Raw genomic sequence first — 23,721 nt, forward strand, 5'->3', positions numbered from 1 at the left:
ACTGGACCACCCACCTCGGCCACAACACCGAAACACCCCCACACACCGCCTGGAACCTCCCCACCTACCCCTTCCAACACCAGCACTACTGGCTCCGGAGCGTCCCTTCCGCAGGTGCCGTGGCCGCCGCCGGGCTCATGGATGCCCGGCATCCCCTGCTGGATGCCTGGGTCGAACTGCCCGACGAGGGCGGGGTGTTGTTCACCGCCCGGCTGTCGTCGAGCAGCCACCCCTGGCTGGCCGAACACACGGTGCACGGAGTCGCGGTGGTGCCCGGGGCGGCGTTCCTGGAGATGGCGGTGCGTGCCGGGGACGAGGTGGACTGCGGTGTCGTCGAGGAACTGCTGATCGAGACGCCGCTCGTGCTCGCGGAGGGTCCGGGCGTGCGGCTCCAGGTGGCCGTCGGCGCGGCGGACGGCTCCGGCCGGCGCCGGCTGACCGTCCGCTCCCGGCGTCAGGGCGCCCCCGACTGGACCCGGCACGCCACCGGCACCCTGGCCGGCCGTCCGGACGCCGTCCCCGGCATCGACCTGTCGGTCTGGCCGCCGGCCGGGGCGGTGCCCGTCGAGGTGGATCCGGCGGTGCCGGAGCTGCGTGCGGCGTGGCGGCGTGGCGAGGAGGTGTTCGCCGAGGCCGAGGTGGACGAGGAGCAGCGGGACGATGCCGAGCGGTTCGCGCTGCATCCCGCGCTGCTCGAAGCCGTGGGCCGGGCCGACGGCGGCACCTCCGTGCTGTCCGTCGCCTACCGTGCCGTGTCCCTGGCAGCGGCCGGGGCCACCTCTGTGCGGGCGCGTATCGCTCCGGACGGCAGTGGCGGTACGGCGCTGGAACTCGCGGACGCCTCCGGCCGGACGGTCGGCAGCTTCGGGTCGGTCGTCTCGCGTGAGGTCAGCGTGGACGAGCTGGTGTCGGCGGCTGCTCGGGGCGGCGTGGACCCGCTGGACGCGTTGTTCCGCGTCGACTGGGTGCCTCTTGCCGTCGGGGCCGTGGCGGACCCGACGCGGCGACTGGTCACCGTTGCCGACCCCGATGAGCTGTCGGCGTCGGACGCTCGGAGTGACGTGTGCGTGGATCTGACGGACACCGCTCGGGGATTGCGGGCGCTGACCTCGCGGGCGCTGGCGTGGGTGCAGGCGTGGCTTGCCCTGCCGGTGACAGATGCGCGGCTGGTCGTCGTCACGCGGGACGTCGGCGACCCGGTCACCGCGGCTGTCTGGGGGCTCGTCCGCTCGGCGCAGTCGGAGGCGCCGGAGCGGCTGGTCCTGGCCGCCGTGGACGGGGACGCCGCCTCCGAGGCGCTGCTGCCCGCCGCCGTGGCCACCGGTGAGCCGCAGTTCGCCCTCACCGCCGGCCGGGCCACCGTACCGAGGCTGGTGCGGGCGACGGACGCCGGCGCAGTTCGACCGCTCGATCCCGACGGCACTGTCGACGCTGTGGGGTCACCCGGATCCGACAGCACGAGCGACGCCGTGGAGCCGCCCTGCCCCGCCGGTGCCGTCGACGCCGTAGAACCCCTCGACCCCGACGGCACCGTATTGATCACCGGCGGCACCGGCACCCTGGGCCGCCTGCTCGCCCGGCATCTCGTGGCCGAGCACGGCGTGCGCCACCTGCTGCTGGTCAGCCGGCGCGGTGGCGGTGCCGACGGCGTGCCCGAGCTGGAGCGCGACCTCGGCGCGCTGGGTGCCACCGTGCGCACCGTCGCCTGCGACGTCACCGACCGTGCCGCGCTGGCCGGCCTGCTGGCGTCGGTCCCCGGCGAGGCACCGCTCACCGCGGTCGTCCACACCGCCGGTGTGCTGGACGACGGCGTGGTCACCGCCCTCACCCCGGAGCGGCTGGACGCCGTCCTGCGGCCCAAGGCGGACGCGGCGCTGCTGCTGGACGAGCTGACCCGGGACACCGGCCTCGCGGCGTTCGTGCTGTACTCCTCGGCCGCGGGCGTCCTCGGCAACCCCGGGCAGGCCAACTACGCCGCCGCCAACGCCTTCCTGGACGCGCTGGCCGCGCGCCGCAGGGCGGCGGGGCTGCCCGCCACCTCGCTCGCCTGGGGCCACTGGGCGGCCACCAGCGAGCTGACCGCCCACCTCACCGACTCCGACCTGCGGCAGCACTCCCGGCGGTTCGGGATGGCGGCGCTGGACGAGGAGACCGGCCTCGCGCTGTTCGACGCCGGTCTGCGCAGTGCCGTCCCGGCGCTGGTGGCGGCCCGGCTCGACCTCGGGCGGCTGCGTGCCGAGCCCGACGGCGGACCGGTCGCTCCCCTGCTGCGCGCGCTGCTGCCGCCGGTCCGGCGCCGGGCCGCAGGCCGGTCGGCTGGGAGCGGGACCGACCTCGTACGGCGGCTGGCGCCGCTGACGCCCGACGAGCGGCACGAGACGCTGCTCGACCTGGTCAGGAACCGTGCCGCGCACGTCCTCGGGCACACGTCCGCCGACGCCGTCGCCGCCGGCCGGGCGTTCCGTGAGGCGGGCTTCGACTCGCTGACCTCCGTGGAACTGCGCAACCGGCTCGCCGCGGACACCGGACTCCGGCTCCCCGCCACCCTGCTCTACGACCACCCCAGCCCGGACGCCCTCACCCGGCACCTGCTCGCGGAACTCCTGGCGGATGCCGACGCCTCCGCGGCACCGTCCGCCACCCCGCGCGGGGCGTCCGACGAACCCATCGCCATCGTCGCGATGAGCTGCCGCTTCCCCGGTGGCGTGGAGAGCCCGGAGGACTTCTGGCGGCTGATCAGCGAGGGCGGTGACGCGATCGGCGACTTCCCGGACGACCGCGGCTGGGACCTGTCCGCGCTCTACGACGGCGACCCCGACCACCCCGGCACGTCGTACGCCCGGCACGGTGCGTTCCTGACGGACGCCGCAGGGTTCGACGCGGACTTCTTCGGCATATCGCCGCGCGAGGCCCTGGCGATGGACCCGCAGCAGCGGCTGCTCCTGGAGACGTCGTGGGAGGTGTTCGAGCGGGCCGGCATCGACCCGACGACCCTGGCGGGCCGCGACATCGGTGTGTTCACCGGCATGAACACCCAGGACTACGCGCTGCGCCTGCGCGAGGTCTCCGAGGAGGTCGAGGGGCACCGCATCACCGGCATCTCCGCGGCCGTGCTGTCCGGCCGGGTTGCCTACACCCTCGGTCTCGAAGGGCCCGCGGTGACCGTCGACACGGCGTGCTCGTCGTCGCTGGTGGCCCTGCACCTGGCGGTGCAGGCGCTGCGGGCGGGCGAGTGCTCGATGGCGCTGGCCGGCGGGGTCACGGTGATGGCCGCGCCGGACGCCTTCGTCGACTTCTCCCGGCAGCGGGGCCTGTCGGCCGACGGCCGGTGCAAGGCGTTCGCCGCGTCGGCGGACGGCACCGGGTGGGCCGAGGGCGTGGGCGTGCTGCTCGTGGAGCGGCTGTCGGACGCCCGGCGCAACGGTCACCAGGTGCTGGCCCTCGTCAGCGGCAGCGCGGTGAACCAGGACGGCGCGTCCAACGGCCTCACCGCCCCCAACGGCCCCTCCCAGCAGCGTGTCATCCGGCAGGCGCTGAGCAGCGCCGGGCTGACCGGCGCCGACGTGGACGTGGTAGAGGCGCACGGCACCGGCACGGCGCTGGGCGACCCCATCGAGGCGCAGGCCGTCCTCGCCGTCTACGGTCAGGACCGGCCCGCGGACCGGCCGCTGTGGCTGGGCTCGGTGAAGTCCAACATCGGGCACGCGCAGGCCGCCGCGGGCGTGGCCGGCGTCATCAAGACGGTCATGGCCATCCGGCACGGCCTCCTGCCGCGCACGTTGCACGTCGACGCCCCCACTCCGCAGGTGGACTGGTCGGCGGGCGCGGTGGAACTGCTGACGGAGGAGCGGGAGTGGCCCGAGGCCGGGCGACCGCGCCGGGCGGGTGTGTCCGCGTTCGGCGTCAGCGGCACCAACGCCCACGTCATCGTGGAACAGGCACCCGACACGGACACCAAGACCAGTACGGAGGACACACCCACGCCCACGGCCGTGCCCGCCGTCGTCCCCTGGGTCCTCTCGGCCCGCAGTTCCGAGGCGCTGGCAGGGCAGGCGGACCGGCTCGCGGAGTGGGCCCGGCGGCACCCGGACGCCGACCCCGCCGGCGTCGCCCACGCACTGCTCTCCACCCGGACGGCGTTCGAACACCGTGCCGTCGTCGTGGGCGCGGGACGCACCGCGCTGCTCGACGGTCTGGACGCCTTCGGCCACCCCCGGCACGCCCGCGGAGTGGCGCGTCCCGGCAAGCTCGCGGTGCTCTTCACCGGCCAGGGCAGCCAGTACACCGGCATGGGCCGCCGCCTGCACGAGCACTACCCGGTCTTCCGCGACGCCTTCGACGCCGCCTGTGCCGAACTGGACCGGCACCTGCTGGACGCCGGGCACGTCATCCGGTCCGTGCGGGACGTGGTGTTCGGCGACGACCCGGCCGAGCTGGAGCGGACGGTGTTCGCGCAGGCCGGTCTGTTCGCCGTGGAAGTCGCCCTGTTCCGGCTCTACGAGTCCTGGGGCGTCCGCCCCGACCGGCTCGCCGGGCACTCCGTCGGCGAGGTGACGGCGGCACACGTGGCGGGCGTGCTGTCCCTCCCGGACGCCGCGACGCTGCTGGCGGCACGCGGACGGCTGATGCAGGCCCTGCCGGGCGGGGCGATGGCCGCGCTCAACGCCCCCGAGTCCGCTGTCCGGCCGCTGCTCGCCGACGCGCCGGGCACCGTCGGCATCGCGGCGGTCAACGGGCCCGCCTCCGTCGTGGTCTCCGGCGACCGGGACGCCGTGACGGCCGTCGCCGAGGCGTGCGCGGCCCGCGGCCACCGCACCAGGCACCTCCGGGTCAGCCACGCCTTCCACTCCCCGCACATGGACGGCATGCTCGACGCGTTCCGCGAGGTCGTCGCCGGGCTGTCGTACTCGCTGCCGGCGATTCCCGTCGTCTCCGGCGTCACCGGCGAGCCGGCCACCCCGGAGCAACTGTGCTCCCCGGACTACTGGGTCGAGCACGTCCGCCGCACCGTCCGCTTCCACGACGTCATCGGCGCGCTGCTCACGCAACACGTCACCACCTTCCTCGAACTGGGCCCCGGCGGCGTCCTCACCGCGATGGCCCAGGAGGCGTCCGGCCCCGGCGCCGAGCCGGCGATGTTCGTGCCCACGCTGCACCGCGACGCCGAGGACGAGCGGATCGGCGCCGTCACCGCGCTGGCCCGGCTGCACGTCCGCGGCGTCCCCGTGGACTTCTCCGCCCTGCTCCCGACGGCCCCGCAGCGCACGGTCGACGACCTGCCCACCTACGCCTTCCAGCACCGCCGGTACTGGCCGGACGCCCCGCACCCGACGGCCCACCCGGCACCCGTACCCGTACCCGTACCCGTACCGCAGCCGGTGCCCGGACCGGTCGGCGACACACCACTTGACCTGGTGCTGACCAGCGCCGCCGCCGTGCTCGGACACGACGACGCCTCGGCGATCGATTCCGAACGGCCGTTTCAGGACCTCGGCTTCGACTCCTTGAACGCGGTCCGGCTCCGCAACCGCCTGCACGACCTGACCGGTGCCGACCTGCCCACCACGCTCGCGTTCGACCACCCGACACCGGCCGCGCTCGCGTCGTTCCTGCGCGCCCGGCTGCGCGGCGACGACACCGCCGGACACGACGGCCCGGCCCGGCGGGCGGCCGATCCCGGCGAGCCGGTCGCCATCGTCGGCATGGCGTGCCGGCTGCCGGGTGGCGTGACCACGCCCGAGGACCTGTGGCGGCTGCTGCGGGCCGGGGAGGAGGGCATCGGCGAGTTCCCGACGAACCGCGGCTGGGACCTGGACGCGCTCTTCGACCCGGACCCCGACCACGCCGGCACCAGCTACACGCGGCGCGGCGGTTTCCTCTACGACGCGGGCGAGTTCGACGCGGAGTTCTTCGGCATATCGCCGCGCGAGGCCCTGGCGATGGACCCGCAGCAGCGGCTGCTCCTCGAAACGTCCTGGGAGGCACTGGAGCGGGCCGGCCTCGATCCCACCGCCCTGCGCGGCCAGGACGTCGGTGTCTTCGCCGGCATGGTCAACCACGACTACACCAGCCGCCTGCGCACCGCCCCCGACGGCTCCGAGGGGTACCTCATGACCGGCGGGGCGGGCAGTGTGCTGTCGGGCCGGGTGTCGTACGCGCTGGGCTTCGAGGGACCCGCGGTGACCATCGACACGGCGTGCTCGTCGTCGCTGGTGGCGCTGCACCTGGCGGCGCAGGCGCTGCGCTCCGGTGAGTGCACGATGGCCCTCGCGGGTGGCGTGACCGTGATGGCCGGGCCCGAGGCGTTCGTGGAGTTCTCCCGGCAGCGGGGCCTGTCGGCGGACGGCCGCTGCAAGTCCTTCGCCGCCTCGGCGGACGGCACCGGATGGGCCGAGGGCGCGGGCGTGGTCCTGGTCGAGCGGCTGTCGGACGCCGAACGCCTGGGTCACCGGGTGCTGGCGGTGCTGCGCGGCAGCGCCGTCAACCAGGACGGCGCCTCCAACGGCCTCACCGCCCCCAACGGCCCCTCCCAACAGCGCGTGATCAGGCGGGCGTTGGCGGAGGCCGGGCTGACCCCCGCCGACATCGACGCGGTGGAGGCACACGGCACGGGCACCGCCCTCGGCGACCCCATCGAGGCCCAGGCAATCCTGGCCACCTACGGCCAGGACCGCGAACGCCCCCTGCTGCTCGGATCGTTGAAGTCCAACATCGGACACGCCCAGGCCGCCGCGGGCGTCGCCGGCGTCATCAAGACGGTACTGGCCCTCCAGCACGGAATCCTGCCGCGCACCCTGCACGTCGACGCCCCCACCCCGCAGGTCGACTGGTCGGCCGGCGCGGTGGAACTGCTGACGGAGGAGCGGGAGTGGCCGCAGGCCGACCGTCCACGCCGGGCGGGCGTCTCCGCGTTCGGCGTCAGCGGCACCAACGCCCACATCGTCCTGGAGCAGGCCGCGGAAACTGGTGAAGCGCCGGTCACGACGGCACGCCCGGACGGCGCTCTGACGCTCCTCCCCCTCTCCGCCCGGGGCGAGGAGGCCCTGCGCGCGCAGGCACAGCGGCTGCTGTCCTACCTGGGACAGCGACCCGAACTGGACCTCACCGCAGTGGGCGGCGCGCTGGCCGCGAGCCGGGCGGGGCTGCCGGAGCGGGCGGTGGTGGTCGCCGGTGACCGGGACGAGGCGCTGGCGGGCCTGGGCGCGGTGGCCCGGGGCGAGACAGCGGTCGGCGTGCACTCCGGATCGGTGCGGCGCGGACGGCTGGCCGTACTGTTCACCGGCCAGGGCTCCCAGCGGGTCGGCATGGGACGTGAGCTGTACGAAGCGTTCCCCGTCTACCGCGAGGCGTTCGACGAGGCATGCACGGCCCTCGGCGGAAACGTCCGCGACGTGGTCTTCGGTGACGACGCCGACCGCCTCAACCAGACCATGTACACACAGGCCGCACTGTTCGCCGTAGAAGTCGCCCTCTACCGGCTCACGGCCTCCTGGGGCATCACACCCGACATCGTCGGCGGACACTCCATCGGCGAGATCACAGCCGCACACATCGCAGGCGTGCTCTCGCTGGAAGACGCGGCAACACTCGTCACCACCCGCGGACGCCTGATGCAAGCACTGCCCGAAGGCGGCGCCATGATCGCCGTCGCCGCCCCCGAACACCACATCCCCCCAACGCCGGGAGTGGACATCGCAGCGGTCAACAGCCCCACCTCCACCGTCCTCTCCGGCGACGAAGAACCCGTACTCAAAGCCGCACAGGAACTCGCCGCACAAGGCATACGCACCCGACGCCTCACCGTCTCCCACGCCTTCCACTCCGCCCGCATGGAACCCATGCTGACCGAGTTCCAACACGTACTGGAAGGACTGACCTTCCACACCCCCACCCTCCCCCTCCTCTCCAACACCACCGGACAACTCGCCGACCCCGAGACGCTGTGCACCCCCGCCTACTGGGCCCACCACGCACGCACAGCCGTACGCTTCGCCGACGGCATCCAGACACTCGCCGACCACGGCGTCACCACCTACCTCGAACTCGGCCCCGACAGCACCCTCACCGCCATGGCCCGCGAGAACCTGGACCACGACACCGACACCACCCTCGTCCCCGCACTGCGCCGCGACACCGACGAAACCCGCACCCTCACCTCCGCCCTCGCCCAACTCCACATCGCCGGCATCCCCGTCGACCTCGGCGTGTCCCTCCCGCCCGTTCACCTTCCCGAGTTGCCTACGTACGCCTTCCAGCGCGCGCATTACTGGCTGACCGGCGAAGGGGGCCCCGGTGCCGCCGATGGCGCCGACGCCCGTTTCTGGGATGCCGTCGAGCGCGAGGACCTCGGGTCCGTGGGTGAGGCGCTGGGGGTGCGGGACGGTGCGGAGCTGGATGCCGTCGGCGGGGCGCTGGGCGTGCTGTCGGCGTGGCGGCGTCGGCGTGACGAGCGGGCCGCGGCGGACCGGCTGCGCTACGAGGTGCGGTGGAAGCCGCTGCCCGGCGCCGCGTCCGGGGTGCCGTCCGGCACCTGGCTGGTCGTGCTGCCGGACGGCGGCGGTGCCGAGGAGTACGCCGAGCGGGTCGTGCCGGCGCTGGACCGGCAGGGGCTGCGCACCGTCGTCGTACGGGCCGGGGCCGCCGCCGACCGGGGCGGGCTGGCCGAGACGCTGCGGGGCGCGCTGGCGGGAGTGGACGACGTCGGCGGCGTCCTGTCGCTGCTCGCCCTCGACCGGCGTCCGCGGCCGGGCGGTGCCACGTTCACCGAGGGCGTCGCGGCGACCCTGGCGCTGGTGCAGGCCCTCGGCGACCTGGGCTCGGGGCACCGGTTGTACTGCGCCACCCGGGGCGCGGTCGCCGTCGGTGGCACGGACGGCATCGACGCCCCCGAGCAGGCGGCCGTGTGGGGGCTCGGGCTCGCCGTGGCGCTGGAACAGCCGGACCGCTGGGGCGGGTTGGTCGATCTGCCCGAGGTGTTCGACGAGCGGGCCGCCCGCACCCTGCTCGGGGTGCTGGCCGCCCCGGACGGTGAGGACCAGTTCGCGGTCCGGCCCACGGGCGCGCTGGTGCGCAGGATGAGCGGCCGTCCGCTGCTCCCGGGTGCGACGGCGGGGCCGGAGTGGCGGCCACGGGGCACCGTGCTGGTCACCGGCGGCACCGAGGGCCTCGGCCGGCACGCCGCCCGCTGGCTCGCGGAGGCCGGTGCCGGGCACCTGGTGCTGACCGTCGCGTCGGACCCGGAGGCGCCGCGGGTGCGGGAGGTGTGCGACGAGCTGAGCGCGTACGGCACGGAGGTCACCGTCCGTCAGGTGGACCTCGGCGACCGGGAGGCGCTCGCGCGGCTGCTCTCCGGGCCCGCCGCCGGACTCTCCGGCGTCGTGCACACCGCCGACCTCGCGCGCGTCGCCCAGGCGGACGTCACCACCGCCGAGGAACTGGCGGAGACGCTGGCGGCCAAGGTCGACGGGTTGTGGCACCTCGACGCGCTGCTGAGCGGACGGGACCTGGACCTGTTCGTCGTCTTCTCCTCCGTCGCCAGTGTGTGGGGCGGCGGTGGGCAGGGGCTCATCGGTGCCGCCAACGCCCAGCTCGACGCGCTGATCGAACGGCGGCGGGCGCGGGGGCTGACGGCCACCTCGGTGGCCTGGGGCGTGATCGACGGGTTCGGTGTGGCGTCCGACGCCGCCGCGCGGGAGCAGTTGCGCCGGCGTGGTGTGCTGCCGATGGCGCCCGAGGAGGCGATGGCGGCGCTCACGCTCGCGGTGCGGGGCGACGACACGCGGGTGGCCGTGGTGGACGTCGACTGGGCGGCGTTCGTGCCCGCCTTCACCTCGCTGCGGCCGAGCCCGCTGATCGGCGACCTGCCGGGCGTACGGGAGATCCTCGACGGTCTGGCGGCGACGGACGATTCCGGCGACGAGTCGGCCTCGGAGTTCCTGCGGCAGCTCGCCGCCGCCTCCGACGCCGAGCGGGAACGCGCGCTGATGAAGGCGGTCCGCGAGCACACGGCACTCGCGCTGGGACACAGCGGCGCCGAGGCCGTGAAGCCGGGGCGCGCCTTCCAGGAGATGGGGTTCGACTCGCTCGCCGCGGTCAACCTGCGCAACACCCTCGGCGCCGCCCTGGGCACCAAGCTGCCCGCCACCCTGGTCTTCGACTACCCCACGCCCGCCGCGCTGGTGGAGCACCTGCGCACCGAACTGCTCGCGGACGCGGCCGACGAGGAGCTGAGCGAGGCGGACGAGCAAGAGCTGCGCCGGGTGCTGGCCTCGGTTCCGGTCAGCCGGTTCCGGGAGGCCGGGCTGCTGGACGCGCTGCGGCAGCTCGCCCGGGCGGCCGGCACGGACGGACCGGACGGACCGGACGGCGGCGGGCAGTCGCCGTCCGCCACGGCTGCGGCCTCGGCCGCCGCCGAGGAACTCGACCTGATCAACGCGATGGACGTCGCCGGGCTGGTCCAACGAGCGCTGGACGGGAACCGGTTGTGATCGCGCACTCGACACGGTGGGAGCAGCCATGAGCAGCGGCCAGAGTGAACAGATCGTCGAAGCGCTGCGCGCCTCGCTGAGGGACAACGCCCGGCTGAAGCACGAGTACGACAAGGCGGTCGCGGCCACCACCGCGCCCGTCGCCGTCGTCGGCATGGCCTGCCGCCTGCCGGGCGGGGTGTCCTCGCCCGAGGAGCTGTGGGAGCTGGTGTCCCGCGGGGGCGACGGCATCACCGGGTTCCCGGCCGACCGCGGCTGGGACCTGGACAACCTGTTCCACCCCGACCCCGACCACCCCGGCACCAGCTACGCCAGTGAGGGCGGCTTCCTGCACGACGCCGGGATGTTCGACGCGGGTTTCTTCGGCATCTCGCCGCGCGAGGCCGTGGCGATGGACCCGCAGCAGCGGATCATGCTGGAGCTGTCCTGGGAGGTGCTGGAGCGGGCGGGCCTCGATCCGACGAGCCTGCGCGGCAAGGACGTCGGCGTGTACTCCGGTATCGCCTTCCACGACTACGGCGCCGGGCTGCCCGAGGTCCCCGACGAACTCGCGGGCTTCCTCCTCACGGGCGGGGCGGGCAGTGTGCTGTCGGGCCGGGTGTCGTACGTGCTGGGCTTCGAGGGGCCGGCGGTGACCGTGGACACGGCGTGCTCGTCGTCGCTGGTCACCCTGCACCTGGCGGCGCAGGCGCTACGCGCGGGTGAGTGCTCGCTGGCGCTGGCCGGCGGGGTGACGGTGATGGCGGAATCCGACGCGTTCGTCGGCTTCTCGCGGCAGCGCGGGCTCGCCCCCGACGGCCGGTGCAAGGCGTTCGCGGCGGCGGCGGACGGCACCGGGTTCGCCGAGGGCGCCGGGGTACTGCTCCTGGAGCGGCTGTCCGACGCGGTGGAGGCGGGCCATCCGGTGCTCGCGGTGGTCCGCGGCTCGGCGGTCAACCAGGACGGCGCGTCGAACGGACTGACGGCGCCGAACGGCCCGTCGCAGCGGCGGGTCATCCGGCGGGCGCTGCACAACGCCCGGCTGACCGCCGCCGACGTGGACGTGGTGGAGGCACACGGCACCGGTACGGCGCTCGGCGACCCCATCGAGGCGCAGGCGCTGCTGGCCACCTACGGCCAAGGCCGGGAACGGCCGCTGTGGCTGGGGTCGGTCAAGTCGAACATCGGGCACACGCAGGCCGCCGCCGGGGCGGCCGGAGTCATCAAGATGGTGATGGCGATGCGGCACGGCGTCCTGCCGCGCACCCTGCACGTGGACGCGCCGACACCGCAGGTGGACTGGTCGGCGGGGGCCGTGGAGCTGCTGACCGAGGAGCGGGCGTGGCCGCGGACGGGACGGCCGCGCCGGGCCGCCGTGTCCGGCTTCGGCATCAGCGGCACCAACGCCCACGTGATCCTGGAGGAGGCCCCGGCCGCCACCGATCCCGTGGACAGGGCGGTTACCGGGAAACCGCTCCTGACCGGTGCCCCCGTACCGCTGCTGGTGTCCGGGCGCGGCGAGGCCGCGCTGCGCGCCCAGGCCGAGCGACTGCGGTCGTACGTGACGGACCGTCCCGGCGTGGCGCCGGCGGACCTCGGCCGGGCGCTGGCCACCGGGCGCGCGGCGCTGGAACAGCGCGGTGTCGTACTGGCCGCCGACCGGGACGCCGCGTTGCGCGGCCTGGCAGCGCTGGCCGAGAACACCCCGGCGCCCGAGGTGGTGCGGGGCGACGGCGGCCCGGCCACCGGGCACACCGTCTTCGTCTTCCCCGGCCAGGGCTCGCAGTGGCCCGGCATGGCGGCCGAACTCCTCGACTCCTCCCCCGTGTTCGCCGCCCGGTTCGCCGAGTGCGACGAGGCGCTGCGCCGCCACCTCGACTGGTCCGTCACCGACGTCGTACGGGGCGTCGCGTCGGCGCCCTCCATGGAGCGCATCGAGGTGCTCCAGCCCGCGCTGTTCGCGGTGCACGTGTCGCTGGCCGCGGTGTGGACGGCGGCCGGGGTGGCACCGGCGGCGGTGGTCGGCCACAGCCAGGGGGAGATCGCGGCGGCGTACGTCGCCGGGGCGCTGACGCTTCAGGAGGCGGCCCGTATCGTCGTGCTGCGCAGCGCCCTGTTCGCGGAGGAGCTGGTCGGCAAGGGCGCGGTGGCCTCCGTCGCGGCCTCCGCCGACGTGGTGGAGAAGCGGCTCGCGGCGTGGGACGGGCGGCTGGCCGTCGCCGGCCGCAACGGGCCCGCCGCGTCCGCGGTCGCCGGTGAGGAGGCGGCGCTCGCGGAGTTCGTGGCCGGCTGCGAGGCCGACGGCCTGCGGGCCCGGGTCGTCGGTTCCACGGTCGCCTCGCACTGCGCCCAGGTCGATCCGCTGCGCGACCGTATCCTCGCGATGTTCGCCGACGTCCGTCCGCGCCGCTCGGCCATTCCGTTCTACTCGACGGTCACCGGCGGCGTGTTCGACACCGCCGGCCTGGACGCCGAGTACTGGTTCAGCAACGCCCGCCGCCCGGTGGACTTCGAGGCCGCCGTGCGCGAACTGCTCGCCGACGGCTTCGGGTTCTTCGTGGAGTCCAGCGCCCATCCCGTGCTGGTCACCGCCCTGCAGCAGCTCTTCGAGGACGCCAGGGCCGAGGCGGTCGCCGTGGGCTCGCTGCGGCGCGGCGAGGGCGGCGCGCCCCGGATGCTGGCCTCGCTCGCGGAGGGACACGTGGGCGGGCTGCCCGTCGACTGGTCCGCGGTCCTTGCCGGTACGGCGGACTCCGACGGGGCCGCCCCGGCCGGGTCGGCCGCCGGGGCTGCCGGGGCCGCCGGGGACGCCGGGGACGCCGGGGACACCGACCGCCCGGAACTGCCGACCGTCGCCGACCTGCCCACCTACGCCTTCCAGCACCGGCACTACTGGCTGGAGTCGGGCCAGGGCCACGGTCACGGCGACGCCGCGAGCCTCGGACTGACACCGGCCGGGCACCCGCTGCTCGGCGCGGTCACCGAGATCTCCGGAACCGGAACCAGCACCGGCACCGGCACCGGCACCGGCACCGGCACCGTGCTGTTCACCTCCCGCCTGTCGCTGCGCACCCACCCCTGGCTGGCCGACCACGCGGCGGGCGGCACGGTGCTGCTGCCCGGCGCGGCCTTCGTGGAGCTGGCGGTGCGCGCCGGGGACGAGGTGGGCTGCCCCACCCTGGAGGAGCTGGTCGTCGAGGCGCCGCTGCCGCTGGCCGAGGGCGACGGCGTACGCGTACAGGTCCTCGTCGGCGAGGCGGACGAGCAGGGCCGCCGCCCGCTGTCCGTACGCTCCCGCCCCGCGGACGGTGACCCCGGCGCGGCCTGGACCCGGCACGTCAGCGGCTTCCTGACCCCGGCCGCCGGCACCCCACCGGAGGCCCTGGCCCCGTGGCCGCCGGCCGGTGCGGTCCCGGTGGACCCGGAGCGGGTGACGGAGGCGTACGAGGAGATGGCCGCCGCCGGATACGGCTACGGGCCGGCGTTCCGGGGCCTGCGCGCGGTGTGGACGCGCGGCGAGGAGGTGTTCGCCGAGGTCGCCCTCGCCGAGGACCAAGGGCTGTCCGCCGACGGGTTCGGACTGCACCCGGTGCTGCTGGACTCCGCCATGCACGCCATCGCCTTCCGCGCCCCGGCCGACGCCAGTGCCGACGCCGTGCTCGCCCTGCCCTTCGCCTACCGCGACGTCGCCCTGCACGCCGCCGGGGCGACCGCGCTGCGGGTCCGCGTCGCCCCGCACGGCGCCGACGAGGTCGCCCTGCACCTGGCGGACGGCACGGGCGCGCCCGTCGCCACCGTCGGCTCGGTGGTGTCCCGGCCGGTCACCACGGACCTGTCCGCCGCCCGTACCGCCCCCGTCCGCGACCGTCTGTTCCGCGTCGGCTGGGACGAACTGCCCGCGCCCGGCCCCGTCGAGGACGCGCCGCACCCCGTGCCGGTGGTGACCGCCGAGGACATCCGGGAACTCGCCGAGACCGCCGACCTGGGCATCCCCGAGACGCTGCTCCTCGAACTGGAAGCGGTGGCCGACGGGCTGAGCGCCGACGCCGTCCGTGACGTCACCGGCCGGGTCCTCGCCCTGCTCCAGACCTGGCTGGCCGCGCCCGAACTGGACGACACCCGGCTGCTGGTCCTCACCCACGGCGCGGTCGCCGTGCATCACGACCGTGAACTCACCGACCTCGCCGCCGCGGCCGCCCTCGGTCTACTGCGGTCCGCGCAGGCCGAGAACCCCGACCGGATCACCCTCGTGGACACCGACGGTGCCCAGGCGTCCCGCGCCCTGCTGCCCGCCGTCCTCACCGGCACCGAACCCCAGCTCGCCCTGCGCGACGGCGTCCGCTTCGCCCGCCGGCTCACCCGCGCCGACACCACCGGCGCGCTCACCGCCCCCTCGGACACGGCGGCGTGGCGGCTGGAACCCGGCAGCGACGGCACCCTGGAAGGACTGGCGCTGCGCCCCTCCCCCGCCGCGCTCGCACCGCTCGCCGCCGGACAGGTCCGCGTCGAGGTACGGGCCGCGGGCCTGAACTTCCTGGACGTCCTGGTCGCGCTCGGCATGAACAAGGTCGACGCCACTCTCGGCAACGAGGGCGCGGGCGTCGTCACCGAAACCGGCCCCGGCGTCACCGAACTCGCCGTCGGCGACCGGGTGATGGGCCTGTTCCCCGATGCCGTCGGCCCGCTCGCCGTCGCCGACCAGCGCACCGTCACCAGGATCCCGGACGGCTGGACCTTCCAGCAGGCCGCCTCCGTACCGATGGCCTTCCTCACCGCTTACTACGGTCTGCGCGACCTGGCCGGGCTGCGCGCGGGCGAGACGGTCCTCGTGCACGCCGCCGCCGGCGGGGTCGGCATGGCCGCCGTGCAGCTGGCCCGGCACTGGGGCGCCGACGTCCTCGCCACCGCGTCCCCCGCCAAGTGGGACACCGTGCGCGCCACCGGTGTCCCCGCCGACCGCATCGCCGGCTCCCGCACCACGGAGTTCGAACGCCGCTTCCTCGACGTCACGCGGGGCCGTGGCGCCGACATCGTCCTGGACTCGCTGGCCGGTGACCTGGTCGACGCCTCCCTGCGGCTGCTGCCGCGCGGCGGGCGCTTCCTGGAGATGGGCAAGAGCGACCTGCGCGACCCCTCCGAGGTGGCGGCCGCCCATCCCGGCGTCGCCTACCGGGCGTTCTCCCTCCACGAGGCGGGCGACGACCGTATCGGGGAGATGCTGCGGGACCTGGCCGCCCTCTTCGAGCAGGGTGTCCTGCGTCCCCTTCCGCTGCACACCTGGGACGTACGGGAGGCCCCGGTCGCCTTCCGGTTCATGAGCCAGGGCCGGCACACCGGCAAGAACGTCTTCACCCTGCCCCGCCCCCTCGACCCCGACGGCACCGTGCTGATCACCGGCGGCACGGGCACCCTGGGCCGCCTGGTGGCCCGGCGCATGGTCACCGAGCACGGTGTGCGCCACGTCGTCCTGGCCGGGCGGCGCGGCCGGGCCGCCGACGGCGTGCCCGAGCTGGAGGACGAGCTGCGCGCCCTGGGCGCCGCCACCGTCCGCACCGTCGCCTGCGACGTCGCCGACCGGGCCGCGGCGGCCGCCCTGATCGCCTCGATCCCGCCGGACGCCCCGCTGACCGCCGTGGTGCACGCCGCCGGACTCCTGGACGACGGTGTGATCACCGCCCTGACACCGGAGCGGCTGGCCGCGACGTTCCGGCCCAAGGTGGACGCCGCGCTCAACCTGCACGAGCTGACGGCCGCGCTGCCGCTGAGCGCCTTCGTCCTCTTCTCCTCCGGAGCCGGCACCTTCGACTCCCCGGGCCAGGGCAACTACTCCGCCGCCAACGCCTTCCTCGACGCGCTCGCCCGTCACCGGCACGCCTCCGGGCTGCCCGCCACCTCCCTCGCCTGGGGGCTGTGGGGCCAGGTCACCGACATGAGCGCCCACCTCGACGACACCGACCAGCGGCGCATGGCCAAGGGGGGCATGCTCGCCCTGTCCGTGCCCGAGGGCATGGAGCTGTTCGACGCCGCCCTGCGCACCCCCGCCGCCGTCCTGGTGCCCGCCCGCATGGACTTCGCCGCCCTGCGCGGCCTGGCCGGCACTGGCACCCTGCCCGCGCTGCTCGCCTCCCTGGTCCGGGCCCCGCGCCGGGCCGTCGACAACACGGCGGCGGACACCGACGACCTGGCTGGCCGGCTCGCCAGGGCGACCGCGGGACAGCGGGAGAAGATCCTGCTCGACCTGGTCCAGCAGGAGGCCGCCGCCGTCCTCGGCCACTCCTCCGCCGACGCCATCGACCCCCACCAGCCCTTCAAGGAGATCGGCTTCGACTCGCTCACCGCGGTCGAGCTGCGCAACCGCCTCTCCCGCCGGGCCGGCACCCGGCTGCCCGCCACCCTCGTCTTCGACCACCCCGCACCCACCGCCCTGGCCCGCTTCCTCCTCGCCGAGCTGGGCCAGGAGGCCGACCCGGCCGAGCTGCTGCTGACCGAACTCGACGCCGTGGCCGCGACGCTGGCCGGGACCAGCCCCGACGCGTCGACCCACGCCACCGTCCTGACCCGCCTGAACGCGCTCGTCGAGCAGTGGCGGACGGCCGCGGACCCGGCCCACACCGGTACCGGTGACGGCACCGCTATCGAGGAGTTCGACGTGGACACCGCGACCGACGAGGACATGTTCGACCTGATCGACCGGGAGTTCGGCACCACCTGACACCCATTTGCCTGACCACCTGACACCACCTGCCTGACCACCTGACACCCACCTGCCTGACCACCTGACCGACCGCGACCTCCAGACCTCCGACGCGTTTCCACCAGGAGCGAACTCTCATGGCAGATGACGGGAAGCTGCGCGACTACCTCAAGCGCGTGCTGGCGGACGCCCGCCGTTCCCAGCAGCGGGTCCGCGAACTGGAGGCCGAGCGGTCCGAGCCGATCGCCATCGTGGCGATGGCCTGCCGCCTCCCGGGCGGCGTCACCTCCCCCGAGGAACTGTGGGACCTGGTGCGCCGCGGCCACGACGGCATCACGCCCTTCCCCGAGGACCGCGGCTGGGACCTGGCCGGCCTCTTCCACCCCGACCCCGACCACCACGGCACCAGTTACGTCCGCGAGGGCGGCTTCCTGCACGATGCGGGCGACTTCGACGCCGCCTTCTTCGGCATCTCCCCGCGCGAAGCGGTCACCATGGACCCGCAGCAGCGCCTCCTGCTCGAACTGTCCTGGGAGACCTTCGAACGCGCGGGCATCGACCCGACCGCGTGGCGCGGCAGGGACGTCGGGGTCTTCGCCGGTTTCGCGGGCAGCGACTACGGCAGCGAACTCACCGGACTCACGGAGGAGTTGGAAAGCTACCTGATGACCTCCGGGGCGGGCAGCGTGCTGTCCGGCCGGATCTCCTACACCTTCGGCTTCGAGGGCCCCGCCGTCACCGTCGACACCGCCTGCTCAGCCTCCCTGGTGGCCCTCCACCTCGCGGCGCGGGCCCTGCGCGCGGGTGACTGTTCCATGGCCCTCGCCGCAGGTGTCACCGTCCTCGGCACCCCCCGCGCCTACATCGGTTTCTCCCGGCAGCGCGGCCTCGCCGCCGACGCCCGCTGCAAGGCGTTCGCCGCCGCCGCGGACGGCACGATCTTCGCCGAGGGCGCGGGCGTCCTGCTCCTCGAACGGCTGTCGGACGCCCAGCGCCTGGGCCACCGCGTGCTGGCGGTGGTGCGCGGCAGCGCGGTCAACCAGGACGGCGCCTCCAACGGCCTCACCGCCCCCAACGGCCCTTCCCAGCAGCGCGTCATCCGCCAGGCTCTGGCCGACGCCCGCCTCACCGCGTCCGACGTCGACGCGGTGGAGGCACACGGCACGGGCACGGCCCTCGGCGACCCCATCGAGGCGCAGGCCCTGCTGGCCACCTACGGACAGGGCCGCCCCGCGGACCGGCCGCTGTGGCTGGGCTCGCTGAAGTCGAACATCGGACACACCCAGGGCGCCGCGGGCGTCGCGGGCGTCATCAAGACCGTACTGGCCCTCCAGCACGGAATCCTGCCGCGCACCCTGCACATCGACGCCCCCACCCCGCAGGTCGACTGGTCGGCCGGCGCGGTGGAACTGCTGACGGAGGAACGGGAGTGGCCGCAGGCCGGCCGTCCACGCCGGGCGGGCGTCTCCGGCTTCGGCGTCAGCGGCACCAACGCCCACGTCATCCTGGAACAGGCCCCGGAACAGGAGCCGGCCCGGCCCCCCGGCCCGGCCGCCCTCCCCGTGATGCCGTTGCTCCTCTCCGGACACGGCACGGCAGCCCTGCGGGCGCAGGCACAGCAGATACGGGACCACGCCGGGGCCCACGCGGAGCTGGACCTTCCCGAGCTGGGTGCCGCGCTGGCCCTGGGCCGGGCCGCGCTGCCGGACCGCGCGGTGATCCTCGCCGGCGACCGCAACGAGGCACTGACCGGCCTGGACGCACTGGCACGAGGCGAAACAGCACCCGGCGTCGTGACAGGCACAGCCACACGCGGACGGCTGGCCGTACTGTTCACCGGCCAGGGCTCCCAACGGCTCGGCATGGGACGTGAACTGTACGAAGCATTCCCCACCTACCGCGAAGCGTTCGACGAAGCATGCGACGCCCTCGGCGGAAACGTCCACGACATCGTCTTCGGTGACGACCCCGACCGCCTCAACCAGACCATCCACACCCAAGCCGCACTCTTCGCCGTAGAAGTCGCCCTCTACCGACTCATAGCCTCCTGGGGCATCACACCCGACATCGTCGGCGGACACTCCATCGGCGAGATCACAGCCGCACACATCGCAGGCGTGCTCTCGCTGGAAGACGCGGCAACACTCGTCACCACCCGCGGACGCCTGATGCAAGCACTGCCCGAAGGCGGCACCATGATCGCCGTCGCCGCCCCCGAACACCACATCCCCCCGCACCCCGGCGTGGACATCGCAGCAGTCAACAGCCCCACCTCCACCGTCCTCTCCGGCGACGAAGAACCCGTACTCAAAGCAGCACAACAACTCGCCGCACAAGGCATACGCACCCGACGCCTCGCCGTCTCCCACGCCTTCCACTCCACCCGCATGGAACCCATGCTGGCCGAATTCGAACGCGCACTGGAAGACCTCACCTACCACACCCCCACCCTCCCCCTCCTCTCCAACACCACCGGCCAACTCGCCGACCCCCAAACCCTGTGCACCCCCGCCTACTGGGCCCACCACGCACGCACGACCGTACGCTTCGCCGACGGCATCCAAACCCTGGCCGCATACGGCGTGACCACCTACCTCGAACTCGGCCCCGACGGCACCCTTACCGCCATGGCCCGCGAGAACCTGGACCCCGGCAGTGACACCACCCTCATCCCCGCACTACGCCGCGACACCGACGAGGTGCGCTCCGTCCTCACGGCACTGGCCGTCTGCCACACCCGGGGCGTATCGGTCGACCGGTCCGCGCTGCTGGGCCGGACGGACGCCGGCCCGGCCGACCTGCCGACCTACCGGTTCCAGCGGGAGACCTACTGGCTGACGGCGGACGGCGCGGCGGCCGGTGACGTGACGGCGGCGGGCCTGGAGGAGACCGGTCACCCGTTGCTGGGCGCGGTGGTGGAGGTACCGGAGTCGGAGGAGGTGCTGTTCACGTCCCGGCTGTCCCTGGCCACCCATCCCTGGCTGGCCGACCACGTCGCGGCCGGGGCGGTACTGCTGCCCGGTGCGGCCTTCGTGGAACTGGCCGTGCGGGCCGGTGACGAGGTCGGCTGCGGCGTGGTCGAGGAACTGGTCATGGAGACACCGCTGCCGCTGGCCGAGGGCACCGGGGTGCGGCTGCGGGTGAGCGTGGGGGCGGCCGGGGAGGACGGCCGGCGCACGGTACGGATGCACTCGCGGGCCGAGGACGCGGGCGCCGCCTGGGTCCGCCACGTCTCCGGGACGCTGCGTCCGGTGTCCGCGTCGGAGACGACACCGGAGGCGGTGGCTTTGTCGGTGTGGCCGCCAGTGGGCGCCGTCGCCGTGGACCCGGCGGAGGTGGCGGCACTGTACGACGGTCTGGAGCAGGCCGGGTACCGGTACGGGCCCGTGTTCCAGGGGGTCCGGGCCGCCTGGCGCGCGGACGGCGCGGTGTACGCCGAGGTGGCCCTGCCCGACGACCACGAGGACCGGGCGGCGGCCTTCGGACTGCACCCGGCGCTCCTCGACGCCGCCCTGCACGCGGCCGACTTCCAGCACCGCGCCGACCGTAGCGGCGCGCACCCGGCACTGCCCTACGTGTGGCGCGACGTCACCCTGCACGCCACGGGTGCCACGGCCGTGCGGGTACGGGTGGTCGCGACCGGCGGGGACAGCATGACCCTGCACCTGGCCGACGGGACCGGCGCCCCCGTCGCGACCGTGGGCTCGATGGTGTCCCGCCCGGTCGAGCCCGCGCGGTTCGCCGGCGGCCGGGCCGCCGAGCACCTGCTGCGCCCGGACTGGGAGGAGACGACGCCGCCGTCACCGTCCGCCCCGGACCACGTCACGGAGTCCGTGACGGTGCCGGTCGGTACGGCGGCGGAGGTCCGCGCACTGGCCGCACGCGGCGGCGGCCTCACCGGCACGCTGACGGTCGAGCTGACGGAACCCGGCGCCCTGCGCGACCTGACCGGCCGCCTGCTGGCCGTCGTCCAGGCATGGTCGGCCGAACCGGCCCTGGACGGCACGCGGCTGGCCGTCATCACCAGGGGCGCGGTGGCCGTGGCCCCGGGAGAGGACGTCGACCCCGCGCTCGGCGCCCTGTGGGGTCTGGCCGGGACCGCGCAGTCGGAGAACGCCGGACGCGTCGCCCTGGTCGACATCGACGACGCGCCGTCCTCGCGCACGGCACTGAGCACGCTCGTACCCGCCCTGTTCGCCGCCGACGAGACACAGGCCGCGATCCGCGAGGGACAGTGCTTCCTGCGCCGGCTCGTGCCCGCCGAGACTCCGGGTGAGGCACCCGTGACCGGCGGCACGCCGATCGGCGACGGCACGGTGCTGGTCACGGGCGGCACGGGGTCGCTCGGGGCGGTGGTGGCCCGGCACCTGGTGCGGACGCACGGAGCGCGCCGCCTCGTCCTGGCCGGCAGGAGCGGACCCGAGGCGCCCGGCGTGGCCGAACTGGCGGCGGAACTGGAGGCGGCCGGGGCTCGCGTCGACGTGCTCGCCTGCGATGTCGGGGACCGGGAAGCCGTGGCCGGTCTGCTGGCCGGGGTGCCGGCCGACGCGCCGCTGACGGCGGTGGTGCACACGGCCGGCGTACTGGACGACGGCGTACTGACGGCGCTGACACCGGACCGTATGGACACGGTGCTGCGCCCGAAGGCGGACGGCGCCCGCCACCTCCACGAACTGACCGCCGGTCTGGACCTCTCCGCCTTCATCCTCTTCTCCTCCGCGGCCGGCACCTTCGGCAGCTCGGGGCAGGGCAACTACGCCGCCGCCAACGCCTACCTGGACGCCCTGGCACAGCACCGCGCCGCCCGGGGACTCCCGGCGGTCTCCCTCGGCTGGGGCATGTGGGCCCAGGACGCCGGCATGACGGCCGGACTCGACGCCACCGACCACCGCAGGCTCGCCCGCGACGGCATGACACCGCTGTCGGCGGCCGAGGGCATGGAGCTGTTCGACGCCGCACTGCGCGGCGGCACACCGGTACTGCTCCCCATGAAGCTGGACGTGGGCGCCCTGCGCGCCCAGGCCGCCGACGGACCGGTCCCCCCGCTGCTGCGCGGTCTGGTCCCCCAGCCCCGGCGCGGGCGGCAGCGGGTCAGGCGGGCACCGGCCGACGGAGCGGACGCGCTCAGCACCCGGCTGGCCGGCGTGGGCGCGGCCGACCGGCAGGCGATCCTGCTCGACCTGGTCCGGCAGGAAGCGGCCCACGTCCTCGGTCACACCTCCGCCGGCCGCATCGGCCACGGGGCGGCCTTCACCGACGTCGGCTTCGACTCGCTCACGGTGATCGAACTGCGCGACCGGCTCCTCGCCCGCACCGGGCTGCGCCTCCCCGCCACCTTCGCCTTCGACTTCCCGACACCCGTGACACTCGCCGGCCACCTGAACACCCTGCTGGACACAGGCACCACCGAGGACCCTCTGCTGGCCGAGCTGGCACGGCTGGAGGACCTGGTGGCGGCCCGCCCGGCCGACCGGGCCAAGGACACCGTCGCCGCCGCCCGGCTCCGGGTGCTGGCGGCCCGGCTCAGCACCGTCGCCCCCGGACCCGCCGGCGGCACCGACAGCATCCAGACGACGCTCGACGCCGCGTCGGTCGACGACGTCCTGGCCTTCATCGACGAGGAGTTCGGGATCGGCGACCCGTCGGACCCCAGCCGCGCCCACGAGTGAAGAGGAAGGTGACCCCCGGTGGACAATGACGAGAAACTGGTCCGGTATCTCAAGCGGGTGACCGCCGACCTGCACGAGACCCGGCAGCGGCTCGACCAGATGGAGGCCGCGCGCACGGAACCCGTCGCCATCGTCGGCATGGCCTGCCGGCTGCCGGGCGGCGTGACGTCACCCGAGGACCTGTGGAACCTGGTGGCGGCCGGTGGCGACGCCGTCGGCGCCTTCCCCGAGGACCGCGACTGGGACCTGGACCACCTCTTCGACCCGGACCCCGACCACGCCGGCACCAGTTACGTCCGCGAGGGCGGTTTCCTGCGCGACGCGGGCGACTTCGACGCGGGTTTCTTCGGCATCTCCCCGCGCGAGGCCCTGGCGATGGACCCGCAGCAGCGGCTGCTCCTGGAGACGTCCTGGGAGGCGTTCGAGCGGGCCGGCATCGACCCGACCGCCCTGCGCGGCAAGAACGTCGGCGTCTACTTCGGCACCCTCAACCAGGATTACGCCACCGGTGTCGACGCGGTTCCCGACGGCGTCGAGGGCTACCTGATGACGGGCAGCTCGGCGAGCGTGCTCACCGGCCGGGTGTCGTACGCACTCGGCTTCGAGGGCCCCGCCATGACCATCGACACGGCGTGCTCGTCCTCCCTGGTGTGCCTGCACCTGGCCGCCCAGGCCCTCCGGTCGGGCGAGTGTTCCATGGCCCTGGCGGGCGGCGCCACCGTCATGTCGACGCCCAGCGTCTTCGTCGGATTCTCCCGGCAGCGCGGCATGGCCGAGGACGGCCGTTGCAAGGCGTACGCCGCGGCGGCGGACGGCACGGGCTGGGCCGAGGGCGTGGGCGTACTGGTCCTGGAGCGCCTGTCGGACGCGGAACGGCTGGGGCACCGGGTAC

At 74.7% G+C, this 23,721-nt stretch carries 4 protein-coding genes; all 4 read left to right on the top strand.

Annotated features, from left to right (window positions below; translation table 11 throughout):
- Positions 1-119: 119 nt before the first annotated feature.
- Positions 120-10,487 (top strand): type I polyketide synthase, encoded by a 10,368-nt coding sequence (locus tag ACIQR3_RS37795; protein ID WP_403546060.1) that lies wholly within the window; start codon positions 120-122, stop codon positions 10,485-10,487.
- A gap of 28 nt (positions 10,488-10,515) precedes the next feature.
- Entirely contained in the window at positions 10,516-17,178 is a 6,663-nt protein-coding gene (locus tag ACIQR3_RS37800) for an SDR family NAD(P)-dependent oxidoreductase (protein WP_403546062.1), read from the top strand.
- Positions 17,179-17,336: 158 nt separating this feature from the next.
- A complete protein-coding gene (locus ACIQR3_RS37805) occupies positions 17,337-22,829 on the top strand; it encodes a type I polyketide synthase (RefSeq protein ID WP_403546066.1) in 5,493 nt (1,830 codons plus the stop codon).
- 18 nt (positions 22,830-22,847) lie between these two features.
- Positions 22,848-23,721 (top strand): beta-ketoacyl synthase N-terminal-like domain-containing protein (locus ACIQR3_RS37810; protein WP_403546064.1); only part of this gene is annotated, 874 nt, incomplete at its 3' end.

Origin of the sequence: Streptomyces sp. NPDC090994 (genome assembly GCF_044768905.1) — a bacterium.
GTDB lineage: Bacteria > Actinomycetota > Actinomycetes > Streptomycetales > Streptomycetaceae > Streptomyces.

Bases quoted from the DNA above. Each gene is read 5' to 3' on its own strand.
- ACIQR3_RS37800 (WP_403546062.1), top strand. From the start codon at position 10,516: ATGAGCAGCGGCCAGAGTGAACAGATCGTCGAAGCGCTGCGCGCCTCG.